Here is a 14887-nt window from a genome sequence, read left to right as displayed (position 1 = left end):
GGGCCGGCGCGCGCCGTGCAGGGACCGCTTCTCCCATGTCTCCACAGACCCATCGCTCCCGCCTCGGCGGGCGGGCCCCGCTCTACGGCGTGCTGCTGGCGTTCCTCGCCGGTCCGACCGCTGCCCAGGAGGCCGTCACCCTGGATGAACTATCCGTCGCGGGCGCGGGCGGCGACCCGAGCCGCCTGCCGCCGAACGGCCTCAACCTGCGCACCTCCGACCGGACCGCAAGCCGCCTCGGCCTGACGCCGCTGGAGACGCCGGCCAGCCTCGACATCGTGTCGGGCGAGACCGCGCGGCTGCGCGGTCAGGACACGATCGCCGAGGCCGTGACCCAGGACGCCACAGGCATCACCACCATCGCGGCGCCCGGCAACGGCAACGGCGCATTCACGTCCCGCGGCTTCGCCGGGCCGAACTCGATCCAGCAGCTCTACGACGGCACGCGCTTCTACGTCGGCGCCAACACCGTGACCTTCCCGTTCGACACGTGGAACGTCGAGCGGATCGAGGTTTTGCGCGGGCCGTCCTCGGTGCTCTACGGCGACGGCGCCATCGGCGGCGTCATCAACGTGGTCCCGAAGAAGCCGGTCTTCGTTCCGATCAACGCCGCCCGCGCGGTGGTGGGCACAGACGGCGTCGCACGCCTCGCCTTCGACTCCGGCGGGCCGATTGGACAGGCGGAGTTCGGCGACACCTTCGCGTATCGCCTCAACGTCAGCGGCAACCGCGCGGACGGCTGGATCCGGCCGGAGGGCGATTTCCGCAACCTCGCGGTCTCCGCCGCACTGCTGTTCCGACCGAGCGCCGACCTCGCGTTCACCCTGAGCCACGATCTCGGCTACCAGGAGCCCGCCCGCTACTGGGGCACGCCGCTGGTCGAGGGCCGGATCCCGGACCTGATCCGGTTCAACAACTACAATGTCCGCGACGCGAAGATTACCTGGGCCGACAACTGGACTCAGCTCAAGACCGAGTGGTCGCCCTCGGCCGACGTCACGATCCGGAACACCGCGTACCGGCTGACCAGCCGGCGCCACTGGCTCGATGTCGAGCAATATTCCTACAACCGCGGCACCGGGCTGGTGGACCGGGGCGACTACCTGGAGATCTACCACAGCCAGGAACAGGTCGGGGACCGGCTCGACGCGACCCTCCGGGGCAGCCTGTTCGGTCTGCCGAACCAGTTCGTGGCCGGGTTCGACGTCAATCACATCGACTTCCGCCACACCAACAACTTCTACTTCGACCAGACCACGAGCGTGCCGCTCGTCGGCTACGATCCGGGCTTCTTCCCGCAGAACGGGCGTGCCCGTCCGGCCTACGCCACGCAGACGAGCCAGGCCTCGGTCTTCGCCGAGGATCGAGTGCTCCTGTCGGACAAGCTCTCGTTCCTCACCGGCGTGCGCCTCGACGTGCCCACGCTGAACCGGGAGGATCTGCAGACGGGATCGCGGTTCGAGAAGACCTACCGGGCGCTGGGTTACCGGTTCGGCCTCGTCTACAACCCGACGCCGGACAGCGCGCTCTACACCCAGTACAGCTTCGCCACCGACCCGGTGAACAGCCTGATCACGCTGTCGCAGTCGCTGGCCGGCTTCAAGCTGGCGACCGGGGATCAGGTCGAGATCGGCGCCAAGGGTCTGGCCTTTGACGGCGCCCTGGAATGGACCGTCGCAGGCTACCGGATCGTCAAGGACAACCTGATCTCGGCGGTCCCCGGCCAGCCGACGCTGTCCACGCAGGTGGGGAGCCAGTCCTCCCAAGGGTTCGAGCTGGCGGTCGGCTGGCGGTTCGCACCCGGCTGGCGGCTCGACGGCAACCTCGCGCTCCTCCACGCGCGGTACGACCGGTTCGACCAGACGGTGAGCGGCGCCACGATCTCGTATGCCGGCAACCAGCCGATCGACGTGCCGGAGCGCGTGGCCAACCTCTGGCTGACCTGGGACGTCACCCGCGACTGGACCGCGCGGGTCGGGCTGCAGAATGTCGGGCAGGTCTACAGCGACTTCGGCAACACGGCGCGGCGCCCGGCCTACAACCTCGTCAACCTCGTCCTGGACCATCAGGTCACGGCGGAGTCGCGCCTGTCCGTGCGGGTCTACAATCTGTTCGACAAGGTCTACGCGATCTCGGGCAACGCCGTGAACGGGGCCGGCACCAACTGGCTGCTCGGGCGCCCGCGCTCGGTCGAGGTTGCCTACACGGTGACGTGGTGAGCCTGCGGCTTCGGCTCGGCAAGGCGGGACGGCGCTGGCTGCTCCTGTTCCACCGCTGGGCCGGGATCGTCGCGGGGCTGTTCTTCGCGCTGTGGATCGGATCCGGGCTGGTGATGCTCTACGTGCCGTTCCCGGCACTCACCGAGGCCGAGCGCCTGTCACGGCTCGGCCCGATCGCCTGGGACCAAGTCGCGGTCGCGCCGGACGCGGCGCTGCGGGCCGGCGGCCTCGGCGGCGTGCCGGCCGCCTTCGGCCTGGAGATGCGAGGCGGGGAGCCCGTCTACCGGATCGCCGACCGCGACGGCCGTCGGGCCACGGTCTCGGCGCGGACCGGGGCGCGGCTCGGCCCGGTGACGCCCGAAGACGCGCTGCGTCTCGCGACCGAGGGGACTCCGGAAGGGGCTCCGGATGCGCGGGTCGCGCCGGTCGAGCGCGACCAGTGGACCGTCACGGCCCGGTACGACCCGCTCCGCCCTTTCCTGAAGGTCGCCCTCGGCGACCCGGCGTGGACCGAGCTCTACGTCTCGCAGGTCACCGGCGAGATCGTCCTCGACACGACCCGGTCCGAGCGGGGTTGGAACTGGGTCGGCGCCGTGGCGCACTGGATCTACCTCACGCCGCTGCGCGCCCGGCCGGAGCTGTGGCGGGCGGTCCTGCTCTGGCTGTCGGGCTTCGCCGCCCTGGGGGCGCTGAGCGGGCTGGCGATCGGGATCTGGCGCCTGCGCCTCCGACGCCGCTACGCGGGCGGGGCGGTCACACCCTATCGCGGGCTCGGCCGCTGGCACCACCTGTTCGGCCTCGCGGGCGGGATCGGGCTGAGCACCTTCATCCTCAGCGGCTGGATCTCGATGAACCCGAACCGCTGGTTCTCGTCGAGTGCCGCGCCGGCGACCGTCCGCGCCGCCTATGCCGGGCAGCCTCGGGCCCTCGGCCTCACCGCCGAAGCCCTGCGCGGCTTCGCCGGGCCCGGGACGCGGGCGCTGCGCTTCGCTACCATCGGCGGATCGTGGTGGGTCGTCGCCGACGATCCGGCCGACGGCACGGCCGGCGTTCCGGCGCGCCGCGCGGATGACGGCGCCGTTCTCGATGATGCCGCGATCGCGCGGGCCGCCGGCGCTGCGCTGCCCGGCGGTGGGTTGCGGGCGGCGGAGCGCCTGGGTGCCTACGATCTGTACTGGTACCCGCACGGGTCCGATCCGCGGCCGCTCCCGGTGCTGCGCCTGCGGTTCGGCGACCCGGACGCCACTTGGCTCCACGTCGATCCCCGGGACGGAACCATCCTCCAGCGCCTGGACCGCTCGGGCCGGATCAACCGCTGGCTGTTCGACGCGGCGCACCGCCTCGACCTGCCAGGGCTCACGGGCAGCCGACTGCTCCACGCCGCGGCCCAGTGGGTGCTGAACCTCCTGGCGGCCGGGATCGCCGTGACGGGGATCGTCGCGGGCTGGCGCAGGCTGCGCCGGACCCTCTCGGCATAGGACCTCCGATGGCCGACGCGGCCCTCAGAACCGCGCTGTCAGGAACAGCCGCACGTTCCGGCCCGGCAACAGGATCTCGTCCTTCTTGAACGAGGTCGCGTTGCGGATGTCGTCGTTCAGGAGGTTGCGGCCCTGGACACCGAGGGTGATCGCGCTCGCCCCGTAGACCGCGGGATCGACGGCCTTGGTGTAGCTCAGCTCGGCGCGCAGGTCGTCGTAGCCGGGGGTCGGCGTCTCGTACACGGCCGTGGCGTCGTGGCTGAAGGCGTGGAGCAGGTTCACCCGCGCGAACCACCCGTCAGCCCGCAGGTAGACGCCGCCGCCGAGCCGGTAGGGCGGGATGCGCGGCACGTTCGCGCCGTTGTCGAACTGGGCGCGCACGAAGTCGAACTGCGCCTCGATTCCGGCGAAGCCGTTGCCCACCGGAACGAGGTCGTACTGGCCGATGATCTCGGCGCCGTAGAAGGTGGCGTTCTGCTGCTGGTAGACGATCTGCCGGTTGTCGGTGCCGGTGCCGCAGGACGCGAAGTCGTCGTCGCAGATCAGGCCGGTATAGTTGCGGTAGATGAAGCCGGTATAGCGCGTGAAGTAGCCAGTGGCGTCGAGGCGGAACGGCCCCTCGGCCCGCCGGATACTGGCCTCGACGGTCCGGGCGCGCTCCTTCTTGAGGTTCGGGTTGCCGATCTCGAAGGTCGCGGTGGCGTCGTGCGGACCCTGCGAGAACAGCTCGTAGCCCGTGGGCCCGCGCTCGACATAGGAGCCGGTGAGACTCGCCACGAAGCCGTAGGGCAGCTCCTGCAGGGCGCCGATGCTGGCGCTCTTCGGGGCGAAGCGCCGGGTCCGCGCGTACTGGAACGGCTCCTGGCCGTCGGCCGGCACGTAGTCGGAAGGGAACTGCGCCGCCGTACTCGACAGCCGGTCGACCTCGTAGCGCCCGGCCGCCTGCAGCCGCGTGCCCGGGCGCAGTTCCAGCTCCTCGAACAGGTAGACCGCGTTGGCGCGCGACTCCGTCTTCGGCAGGAACGATTCGAGCTGCGTGTTGATCACGCGCCGGTCCGACTGAAAGCCGAGCGCGCCGGTGAGCTTGCCGAACGGGGTGAAGACCGGGACGTGCTGGAGTTCGAGACGCCCCTCCGCCTCGCGGTTCTTGAAGATCGCCTGGACGCCCTCGATTCCGTCGTCGCCGATCCCGACCTCGTTGTGGCGGTAGACCGAGTAGCCCGCCCAGTAGCGGATCACCTCGAAGGGTCCGTCGAGCGGGCGGTACTCGCCCCGCGACAGGACCCGGTCCTGGTTGGGGGTCAGTCGGGTCCGGTCCTGCTCGGCGACGCCGCCGGGGATCGCGTACACCGCGTCGTAGTGGCTGAAGGAGATGCCGACGAAGCCGCGGTCGCCGATCGCCGAGATGCCGACCGCGCCGCCCTGCGACTCGTTGTAGGAATTGCGCTGGATCCCCCCCGGGATCGCGTAGCTGTCGTTGGCGGTCTTGAAGCCGTCGGCGTGGACCGCGATGCCGTCGCCGCCCGCATCCACCGTGGCGGCCCCGAGCCGGCCGTTGTCCACGCTGGAGAAGCCGCTGGTGACCTGCCCCTGCACTCCGTTCGCCGGGATGAAGGTCGGCACCCGGTTGTTGTCGGCCGAGACGACGCCGCCGATGGCGCCGGAGCCATAGCGCAGGGTCGCGGGGCCGCGGATCACCTCGATCCGGTCGGCGACCAGCGGGTTCACCGGCACGGCGTGGTCCTCGCCGAGGTCGGACACGCCGCCATTGACGATGCCGTTCTCCTGGATCCGTACCCGGGCATTGTCGAGGCCACGGATGATCGGTCGCGAGGCCGCGCCCGGCGCGTAGGACGTTCCCGAAATGCCCGGCCGATCGAACAGGGCATCACCCAGGGTCCGGGGCTGATCGCGCGCGATCTGGTCCTGCGTGACCACGGTCACGGGCGAGAACGTGTTGGTCGCCACCGGCAGGATGCCGATCGGGACCGAGACATCGGCCACGGGTGCGGTGCGCGGCGCCTGGATCGGACTCGGACTGGTGACGCTGATCTCGTCGAGCGCGACAGCCTGCTGGGCTTGGGCGTCGGATGGGCCCAGCAGGCCAGCGCAGAGAGTGGAAGAAAGGACCGTGCTGGCGAGAAAGCCAAAGCGGCGAGAGAGGGACATCGGGACTCACACAGTGTTATATCGTTTCATTGTTGCGGCACGTCGGCGGCGCGCAAGGGTCAACTTAGCTGGGACCCAAGAAGACCGGGAAACGTTACATCGTTGCAACAGCGTGGCTGTGGGGCCTTGGGCAAGCCGAACCAAACATCTTGACCCGGAGCGCTTCAACGCCTTCGTCAAGGCCACTTGGCCGGGCCTAATCCGGGCGAAGGGCCATTTCTGGCTGGCGACGCGGCCGGACTGGGTCGGCGCGTTCTCCCTGGCGGGCGCCGTGGCTCGGGTCTCCGCGATGGGCTTCTGGTGGTCGTCGGTGCCGCGGCGGCGCTGGCCGGAGGCGCCCGAGTTCCGGGAGCGGCTGCAGGATGTCTGGAGCGAAGTCTGGGGCGACCGACGCCAGGAGCTGGTCTTCATCGGCACCGGCATGGACGAGGCCGGGCTCACCGCGGCGCTCGATGCCTGCCTGATCGAGACCGGCGCCGATCAGGCGCCGTTCGATCCCGAGCCCTGTCGCGGCCTCCCGGATCCGTTCCCGGCCTGGCAGCGCGCGGCCTGAATCGGCCGATCAGGTCGCCAGCGCCTCGGCTTCGTCCTCAGCCTCGATCTCGGCATCCGCCTCGGTCGTCTGACCGGAGGCGCCCGCCGCCTCGGCCAGACCGCGGGCGGCCTTGCGCAGAAGCTTCCGGAGGCGGCGGCGATCGGTCTTGTCGAGGTGGTCGAGCAACTCGGCCTCCACCTCTTCCTGGATCCGTTCGATGGCCTCCGCCTTGGCCATGCCGGCCTCGGTGAGCTGGACCCGGACCACGCGGCCGTCGCCCGATTCGGCCCGGCGCTCGACGATGCCGAGAGCCGCGAGCCGCGTCACGGTCTTGGAGGCGGTGGGCGGCCGGACGCGCAGCAGCGCGGCGAGATCGCCCATCGTCATCGTGCCGGCCGAGGCCAGCGCCTGGACCACCTGCTCCTGCCCGGCGAACAGGCCGAGCTTGGCGAGGCGGTCGCCGGTCCGGGCCCGATGGAGGCGCGCCGCCTGGACAAGGGCCCAACCGACGCTGCGGACGCCCGGCGGCCTCAATTTCTTCGACGGGAGGCCGAGCACGGAAGCGGCCTCGTCCTGATGATCGCGCTTGTGCTTGTCGCCCACCGACGCGCCCGAATTAGTGCCGGCGGCCGCCGGACGATCCTGAATCTGCACCGTGCACCCCCATCAAGCGGCCGCCCAGGACCCTGTGGCGCGGACCGGTGACGGTGCGATGACGGGGCTTGTTGAGAGAAGCGCTCAGCAGTGCATGAGGCGCTGAAGTCGATCCAGAATGTCCTCACCGGTGCAGGGACGGGCAATGAACTCGGCATGCTCGGGCATGCGGGCCGGGTCCGGTGCCGCACGCCCGGACACGATCAGGATCGGCAATTGCGGCCGTGCCTCGGCCACGGAGCTTGCGAGGTCGAACCCGTCGGTCTTTCCCGAGAGCTGCACATCTGTGACCAGACCGCAGATGTCAGGGCGCGCCTGCAGAATGCTCAGCGCCCGCTCGGCCGAGGCGCATTGAACGGTGTCGTAGCCGCCTTCCTCCAACACATCCCCGAGGTCCATGATCGTCAGTGCTTCGTCCTCGACGAGGAGGATCACCGGCCGATCGCCGCTCGCACCCGTCTGCTCGCTCGCCACTGTGTACTCCCTCCGGCAGCGTCCGGCCGCGCGGGCCGCCGCACGCGTCTCCAGCCCTAGGCCCAACGGCAGAAACGGCCTCGGGTTGCAGGCCAGCGCGGGCGCTGGTCACGGGAATGTGGAAGGCGCCGGCATCATGTCGATGCCGGCGCCAGCGCGGTCACCGTGGCGGCGACCGCCTGGATCAGCCGGTCGAGATCCGCCGCGTCAATCGTGAGGGCGGGGGTGAGATAGACGATGTCGCCGAATGGCCGGACCCAGACGCCCTGGGCGAGCAGTTTCGCCTTGAGGACAGCCAGATCAGGCATCCGCGCGAACTGCACCGCTCCGATGGCACCGAGAACCCGAACATCCGCCACGCCGGGCACCCGACGCAGGGGTTCCAGCCCCTCCGCAAGGCGGTCCGCGATGGCGCGGGCCTGAGTCAGGCGCGGTTCCGCCTCGAACAGGTCGAGGCTGGCATTGGCTGCCGCGCAGGCCAGCGGATTGGCCATGAAGGTCGGACCGTGCATCAGCGCGGCTGCCGGATCCTCGGACCAGAACGCCGCGAACACCTCCGTGCGGGCGACCGTGGCGGCAAGCGCCATCGTGCCACCGGTGAGCGCCTTCGACAGGCACAGGATGTCGGGCACGATCCCCGCCTGCTCGCAGGCGAACAGGCTGCCGGTGCGCCCGAAGCCGGTGAAGATCTCGTCGGCGATGAGCGGCAGTCCGTGGCGGCGCGCGAGCCTCGCGACGGTCGCCAGCACCTCCGGCGGATGCATCCGCATACCGCCCGCGCCCTGGACCAGCGGCTCGACGATCACGGCGGCCAGGGTGTCGCGATGGGCCGCCAGGGCGGCGTCGAGGGCCGCAGTCTCGACTGCGCCGCGCGGGAGGTCGCAGAAGATTTGGGTGGGCAGGTAGGCGCCGAAGCGGCGATGCATCCCCTCCTCGGGATCGCAGACCGACATCGCCCCCATCGTGTCGCCATGATAGCCGCCGCGGAAGGCCAGGACCTTCGTCCGACCGCTCACCCCGCGGTTGATCCACATCTGCGCCGCCATCTTGAGCGCAACCTCCACGGCGACCGAACCCGAATCGCTCAGGAAGACGTGATCGAGGTCGCCCGGAAGCAGGGCGGCGAGCCGGGCCGCCAGCCGCTCGGCCGGCTGATGGGTGAGGCCGCCGAACATCACGTGCGGCATGCGCGCGAGCTGGTCGGCCACGGCCTGGGCAATGTGCGGGTGATTGTAGCCGTGCACGGCCGTCCACCAGGAGGCGATACCATCCACGAGTTCGCGGCCGTCGGCGAGCACGATGCGGGTGCCGCGCGTCGCCACCGCCTCCAGGGGTGGCGGGGCGAGGCGCATCTGCGTGTAGGGCCGCCAGAGATGGCGGGCGGGCGCGTCGCGGGTCATGCGTCCGGCATGGTGGGACCATGGACGGGGGTCAAGCGTCCAGCGCGAGCCGCTTGACTTTGCCGCCGCGGCAGCTCCCATCCCCGGCCTGATGGACAGCCTCGACGCCTTCGCCCGCGGAAAACTCGACGCCCTGGAGACCGGCAGCCTGCGCCGTCGGCTGAGGCCCACCGAGCGCGGCCCGGCCGCCGCGGCGACCCGGCAGGGCAGGGCGCTCGTCTCGTTCTCCTGCAACGACTATCTCGGCCTCTCCCACCATCCCCGCGTGATCGCCGCTGCGCAGGCTGCCGCGGCTGCGTACGGCGCGGGGGCGGGCGGGTCCCGGCTCGTGACCGGTGATCACCCGTATCTCGGCGCGCTGGAGGAACGTCTGGCGCGACACAAGGGCCTGGAAGCGGCCCTGGTCTTCGGCAGCGGCTATCTCGCCAATCTCGGCATCACCCCGGCCTTGGCCGGGCGCGGCGACCTCGTCCTGCTGGACGAGCTGTCCCATGCCTGCATGTGGGCCGGCGCGCGACTGTCGGGCGCGCGGGTTATGACGTTCCGCCACAACGATCCCGGCGACCTTGCGGCGCAGCTCGCCGAGCACCGGTCCCATCACGGCCGCGCCCTCGTGCTGACCGAGCGGGTGTTCAGCATGGACGGCGACCGGGCGCCGCTCGGCGACATCCTCGGCATCGCGGAGACCTTCGACGCCTGGACGCTCGTGGACGACGCCCACGGCATCGGCGTGGTCGAGGACGGCCCGCGGGCGCCGCTGGAGATGGGGACACTGTCGAAGGCGCTCGGCTCGTATGGCGGCTATCTCTGCGCGTCGCGCCCCGTGATCGATCTGATGACGAGCCGCGCCCGCAGCTTCGTCTACACGACGGGCCTGCCTCCGGCCTCTGCAGCGGCCGCCCTGGAGGCCCTCGCGATCCTGGAGGCGGAGCCCGCCCGGCGGGCCCGGCCCGTGGCGCTCGCCCGGCGTTTCACCGCCCGCCTGAGGCTGCCGGAGGCCGAGAGCGCCGTCGTGCCGGTCCTGGTCGGCGAGGCGCAGGCGGCGCTCGACATCTCGGCCGCGCTGGAGGCGGCCGGCTTCCTGGTGGTGGCGATCCGCCCACCGACGGTTCCGTCCGGGACCGCACGGCTGCGGGTGGCCTTCTCGGCCGCCCACGACGAAGCCCAGGTCGACGCCATGGCCGAGGCGGTTGCCGCACTCACCGGGCGGGCCTGAGGGCCGCTTTCCGTCCGCACGCCGCGCACCTATACCGGAGCCTCGACGGAGCCGGAGCGCTCCGGCCGGCCCGCCGCAGAGAAGCGGGCGCGAAGCGAATTCGAGAGGACGACGCCATGGATGCCACTGCGCTGCGAGCCCTCCAGGCTCCGATCAAGGACAAGTACCGCACCGCGCCGGACGCGGCGGTCATCACCCTGAAGGCCAGGGGCACGCTGGACGACACCAAGATTGCCTGCAAGGTCGAGACTGGCCGCGCCATTGCGGAGGCCGGGCTTCATCCGGCCACCGGCGGATCGGGCGCGGAGCTGTGCTCGGGGGATATGCTGCTGGAGGCGCTGGTCGCCTGCGCGGGCGTGACCCTCAAGGCGGTGGCGACCGCTCTGGAGATCCCGCTCCGGTCCGGCACGGTCAGCGCCGAGGGCGATCTCGATTTCCGCGGTACCCTCGGGGTCGACAAGGAGGCGCCGGTGGGATTCCGCAGCATCCGCCTGTTCTTCGAACTCGACACCGACGCACCGGAGGACAAGCTTGCGCAGCTGCTCAAGCTCACCGAGCGTTACTGCGTGGTGTTCCAGACCCTGAACCACAAGCCCGAACTGTCGGTGGCGACGACCACCGTCTGAGGGAGGAGCGTTATGGCGGGCGGTGTCACCCAGACCGAGTATTGGAACGGCGAGGTCGGCGTGCGCTGGGCGCGCAGCCAAGCCGTCCTCGACGCGATGTTCGTCCCGCTGACCGAGGCGCTGTTCGCCCGTGCGCCCCTCGCCCCCGGTGATAGGGTGCTCGATATCGGCTGCGGCGCGGGGGCCACGACCCTGGAAGCGGCGCGCCGGATCGGGCCCGGCGGCGCTGTGACCGGAGCCGACATCTCGGCGCCGCTGCTGGCTGTCGCCCGGAGCCGCGTCGCCGCGGAGGCGCCGGGCGCGGCCCCGGTCGTATTCGTCGAGGCCGATGTGGAGCAGGCGGATCTCGGGCACTTCGAAAACGCCCTCTCGCGCTTCGGCGTGATGTTCTTTTCGGATTCAGGGCGTGCCTTCGCCAACCTGCGGCGGATGCTCAAGCCGGGCGGCCGGCTCACCTTCCTGTGCTGGCGGCCGCTCTCCGAAAACCTCTGGGTAAGCGTGCCGCGGGACGCGGTTCTGCCGCTCCTGCCCGAGATCCCGCCGCCACCCCAGCCCGACACACCCGGGCCTTTCCGCTTCGCCGATGCCGACCCGCTGGTCGCACTCCTGCGCGGCGCCGGGTTCGCAAGCGTGACCTGCGACGCGCTCGACCGCGACATCGTCCTCGGACAGGGCGAGACCGACGCGGCGGCGACCGCGACGGCCACCCACGTGTCTCTCGACCTCGGCCCCAATTCGCACCTCGTCCGCGAGGCCGCGCCGGATCTGCGGATGCAGGCCGAAGCGGCGGTGACGGAGGTTCTGCGGCGCCACGCCCAAGGGGGGACCGTCAGTCTGCGCGCCGCCTGCTGGCTCGTTCAGGCGGGGTGAGCAGTCGTCACGTGCCGCCGAGGCGGCACGCCCCTCAGAGGCCCAGCGCGCCGCCATCCGAGCGCGGATCGTGGCTCGCCTCGATCCGCCCGTTACGTGCGTGGCGGACCAGCATGCCCGCATGCCCGAGCGAGTCGATATAGGGTCCGCCCAGTTCCTCGACCTCGTGTCCGAGGCGGCCGAGCGCCGCGATGCAAGCCGGATCGAACCGGTCCTCCACCTTCACGCTGAGAGAGGGCGCGCCCCAGGTGCGTCCGTAGAGGAGGCGCGGCGCGTCGACCGCGTCGGCGACCGACATCCCGTAATCGGCGTAGCGGCTGAAGATCTGAGCCTGGAACTGCGGCTGCCCGTCGCCGCCCATGCTCCCGTAGCTCATCACCCGGCCATCATCGAAGCAGGCCAGCGCCGGGATCAGCGTGTGGAACGGCCGCCGGCCCGGCTCCAGCGGGTTCACGGCTTTCGGATCGAGCGAGAAGGACATGCCCCGGTTCTGCCAACAGATGCCGGTCGCGGGTAGAACCGTGCCGGAGCCATACTCCCAGTAGACCGACTGGATGTACGAGACGGAGAGGCCGTCCTGGTCGATCGCCCCCATCCAGACCGTGTCGCCGTGGCCCGGATCGGGCAGGGGCACCCGGGCGGCGCGGCCCATCTCGATCTGTGCCGCCTCGCGGGCGAGCCGTTCCGCTGTCAGGAAAGCGGCAGGGTCATGCCGCAGGCGCGCGAAATCGGTGACCACCCGGTCACGGATCGCGAAGGCCCGCTTCGTCGCCTCGATCAGCCCGTGATAATGCGCCGTGCTCTCGGCCTCGGCGATGTTCAGCCGGTCGAAAATCCCGAGGATCAGCAGCGCGGCGAGTCCCTGGGTCGGCGGCGGGAAGTTGTAGAGCGTCGCGTCGCGGCGCCGGATCGAGAGCGGCGCCCGCTCGGCCGCCGCGAAGGTCTCGAGATCCGCCCGGGTGACCGGCGCGCCGAGGCGTTCCAGGTCGGCGGCGATCTCCCGGCCGATATCGCCGCGGTAGAAGTCGCTCAGGCCGGCATGGGCGAGCTGCTCCAATGTGGCGGCGAGAAGCGGCAGGGCGCGGGTCTCCCCCGCCGGATAGGGCTTGCCGTCCTTCAGGAACGTCTTCGAAAAATTCGGGGCATCGTGCAGCGTGTCGAGTTCCTGAGGCACGTAGCGCGCCTCCGAAGGCGAGACCGGCACGCCGTTGCGCGCCTGGCCGATCGCGTCGGCAAGCAGCGTCTCCAGGGGCAGGCGCCCGCCCAATGCGCGGGCCAGTTCCAGGGCGAGGCGCCAGCCGCCCACCGCGCCAGCCACCGTCACCATGGCGTCGGGACCCCGCGCGGGGATCGCGTCGTAGCCCTTCTCCCGATAGCGCGCCATCGTGGCGAGGCGGCCGGCCGGTCCGCAGGCCTCGATGCCGCGCACCCGGCCGCCGCGCTCGCGCACCAGCCAGAAGCCGTCGCCGCCGATGCCGTTCATGTGCGGATAGACCACCGCGATGGAAGCGGCCATCGCCACCATCGCCTCGATGGCGTTGCCGCCCTGGGCCAGCACAGTCTGGCCGGCCTGGGCGGCGAGGCTGTGGGGCGCGGCGACGGCGGCAGCGGTGAAGACGGGAGTCTCGGGCATCAGTGGTCCTGTGGTGTAACCGGCGCAGGGTTAGGCGAGCCTGTGCATCCTGCAAAGGCCACGCATGTCCAGGCGGTGCGCCGTGCTATGCTGTAAGCGTGCTGTCGCCCAGAAGCGGCCAATGTTCCGGACACTCTCACCCTGGTTCGCCGTCGGCCTGTCGGCCGTGCCTGCCGCAGCGCAGCAGCATGTCCCGACCGTCTTCGAGGGTGCGGGCGCCGATCCCCGCATCTCGGTCTCCCAGCCTGAGACGACCAGCCAAGCCTCCGGCGGCTATGTCCGATCGGTGGAGCCGTCTCTCGGCCCGCTCGGCGATCCGCTGGGGATCCGCCCGATTCTGAAAGAGCGGGGCATCGAGTACAGCCTGACCTACATCGCCGACGTGCTCGGCAACCCCGTCGGCGGATTGCGGCAGGGCGCGATTGTCGAGGATCGCCTCAACCTGCGGCTCAATCTCGACCTCGACCGGCTCGTGGGTTGGCAGGGCGCCACGGTCCACGCCAACGCCTACTTCATCCACGGCACCGGTCTGTCGCGCTACTATGTCGGCAACCTGCTGACCACGAGCGTCATCGAGGCGCTGCCGTCGAGCCGTCTCTACGTGCTCTGGCTCGACCAGAGCCTGATGGACGGCCAGCTCGGCCTCCGGATCGGGCAGCAGGCCGCCGACACCGAGTTCTTCGTCAGTCAGACCGCGACCCTGTTCGTGAACTCCACCTTCGGATGGCCGGCGATCACCGGGCTCGACCTGCCGAGCGGCGGCCCGGCCTACCCGCTCGCGGCGCCGGCGATCCGGGCCAAATACGCGCCGGGCAACGGCTTCTCCCTGCAGGTCGGGCTCTATGACGGCGATCCGGCAGGCGCCAATCGGCCGGGCGACGATCCGGAGGCGCAGCGCCTCGATCGGACCGGCACGAATTTCCGCGTGCGCGATCCGGCCCTGGTCATCGCCGAGGCGACCTACGCGTACAACATCGCCCCGGGGGCCAAGGGCCTGCCTGGGGACATCACCCTCGGCGGCTGGCAGCATTTCGGCCGCTTCGACAGCCTGCGCTTCGACATCACCGGCGTGCCGCTCGCCGATCCGAACGCCAGCGGGATCGGCCGTCCGGTGCGCGGCAATGCCGGCCTCTACGCGATCTATGACCAGACCCTGTACCGCGAATCCGGCAAGGACGACGAGGGTCTCGGCTTCTTCGTACGGGCCGCATGGTCGCCCACCCGTTCCAGCCTGATCGACGCCTACCTGGATACCGGACTGGCCTACAAAGGCCTGTTCGACGGGCGCGACGACGACACGATCGGCCTCAGCGTCGCCTACGCCCGCATCAGCGACGAGGCGCAGCGGGCCGACCGGGACACGATCCTCTATACGGGCATGCCGATGCCAAGGCGCCGCGCCGAGGCGGTGATCGAGGCGACCTATCAGGCCGTCGTCGGTCCGGGCTTCACGGTTCAGCCGGACGCACAATACGTCATCCATCCAGGCGCCGGCATCGCCGGGCCTGACGGGCACCGCCTGCGCAACGCCGCGGTGCTCGGGGTCCGCGCCACCGTGCAGTACTGAGCCGGCCTGCGACGGCGATGCCGGGAACGGTGACGGTGCCCCGGTT

General features: G+C 70.8%; 11 protein-coding genes and 1 pseudogene. 7 read left to right on the top strand and 5 right to left on the bottom strand.

Features of this window, described 5'->3' with window-relative positions:
- Positions 1-35 precede the first annotated feature (35 nt).
- Together BLT59_RS12375 and BLT59_RS12370 are read left to right on the top strand one after the other, a co-directional pair.
- The gene (locus BLT59_RS12375; RefSeq protein WP_091779945.1) at positions 36-2219 is read left to right on the top strand and encodes a TonB-dependent receptor; all 2184 of its coding nucleotides are present in this window, start codon (positions 36-38) and stop codon (positions 2217-2219) included.
- Complete coding sequence (locus tag BLT59_RS12370; RefSeq protein WP_091779942.1) at positions 2213-3697, top strand: peptidase; 1485 nt, start codon at positions 2213-2215, stop codon at positions 3695-3697. The genes BLT59_RS12375 and BLT59_RS12370 overlap by 7 nt, the downstream gene beginning before the upstream one ends.
- Before the next feature lie 24 nt (positions 3698-3721).
- Here BLT59_RS12370 and BLT59_RS12365 read toward each other — a convergent pair whose 3' ends face one another.
- Positions 3722-5866, bottom strand: coding sequence for a TonB-dependent receptor (locus BLT59_RS12365; protein WP_175544005.1), 2145 nt, complete (start codon positions 5864-5866; stop codon positions 3722-3724).
- Between the two features lie 151 nt (positions 5867-6017).
- Between BLT59_RS12365 and BLT59_RS12360 the strand changes: the two are divergent.
- Positions 6018-6419, top strand: a pseudogene (locus BLT59_RS12360) (GTP-binding protein); the annotation flags it as partial.
- A 9-nt stretch (positions 6420-6428) separates the two neighbouring features.
- Here the strand turns inward: BLT59_RS12360 and BLT59_RS12355 are convergent.
- The 3 genes from BLT59_RS12355 to BLT59_RS12345 form a co-directional block, all read right to left on the bottom strand.
- Positions 6429-7004, bottom strand: a complete 576-nt coding sequence (locus BLT59_RS12355; RefSeq protein WP_244513958.1) for a MarR family winged helix-turn-helix transcriptional regulator — start codon at positions 7002-7004, stop codon at positions 6429-6431.
- Positions 7005-7139: 135 nt separating this feature from the next.
- Positions 7140-7529, bottom strand: coding sequence for a response regulator (locus BLT59_RS12350; RefSeq protein WP_091779936.1), 390 nt, complete (start codon positions 7527-7529; stop codon positions 7140-7142).
- 134 nt (positions 7530-7663) lie between these two features.
- On the bottom strand, positions 7664-8929 hold the full coding sequence (locus tag BLT59_RS12345; RefSeq protein WP_091779933.1) for an adenosylmethionine--8-amino-7-oxononanoate transaminase: 1266 nt from the start codon (positions 8927-8929) through the stop codon (positions 7664-7666).
- Between the two features lie 91 nt (positions 8930-9020).
- Between BLT59_RS12345 and BLT59_RS12340 the strand changes: the two genes are divergently transcribed.
- The 3 genes from BLT59_RS12340 to BLT59_RS12330 all read left to right on the top strand — a co-directional run bounded on the left by BLT59_RS12340 (position 9021) and on the right by BLT59_RS12330 (position 11641).
- A complete protein-coding gene (locus BLT59_RS12340) occupies positions 9021-10145 on the top strand; it encodes an aminotransferase class I/II-fold pyridoxal phosphate-dependent enzyme (protein WP_091779930.1) in 1125 nt (374 codons plus the stop codon).
- Positions 10146-10261: 116 nt separating this feature from the next.
- Positions 10262-10771: an OsmC family protein gene (locus BLT59_RS12335; protein WP_091779927.1), complete on the top strand. Its 510-nt coding sequence runs from the start codon at positions 10262-10264 to the stop codon at positions 10769-10771.
- A 12-nt stretch (positions 10772-10783) separates the two neighbouring features.
- The gene (locus BLT59_RS12330; protein ID WP_091779924.1) at positions 10784-11641 is read left to right on the top strand and encodes a class I SAM-dependent methyltransferase; all 858 of its coding nucleotides are present in this window, start codon (positions 10784-10786) and stop codon (positions 11639-11641) included.
- Positions 11642-11675: 34 nt separating this feature from the next.
- Here BLT59_RS12330 and BLT59_RS12325 read toward each other — a convergent pair whose 3' ends face one another.
- Entirely contained in the window at positions 11676-13274 is a 1599-nt protein-coding gene (locus BLT59_RS12325; RefSeq protein WP_091779921.1) for a gamma-glutamyltransferase family protein, read from the bottom strand.
- A 121-nt stretch (positions 13275-13395) separates the two neighbouring features.
- Between BLT59_RS12325 and BLT59_RS12320 the strand changes: the two genes are divergently transcribed.
- Positions 13396-14841, top strand: coding sequence for a carbohydrate porin (locus BLT59_RS12320; protein ID WP_091779919.1), 1446 nt, complete (start codon positions 13396-13398; stop codon positions 14839-14841).
- Positions 14842-14887 lie beyond the last annotated feature (46 nt).

It is taken from the genome of Methylobacterium sp. UNC378MF (assembly GCF_900103195.1).
GTDB lineage: Bacteria > Pseudomonadota > Alphaproteobacteria > Rhizobiales > Beijerinckiaceae > Methylobacterium.
Note: the sequence above shows the minus strand (reverse complement) of the source record. Positions and strands in the feature narration are given on the sequence as shown.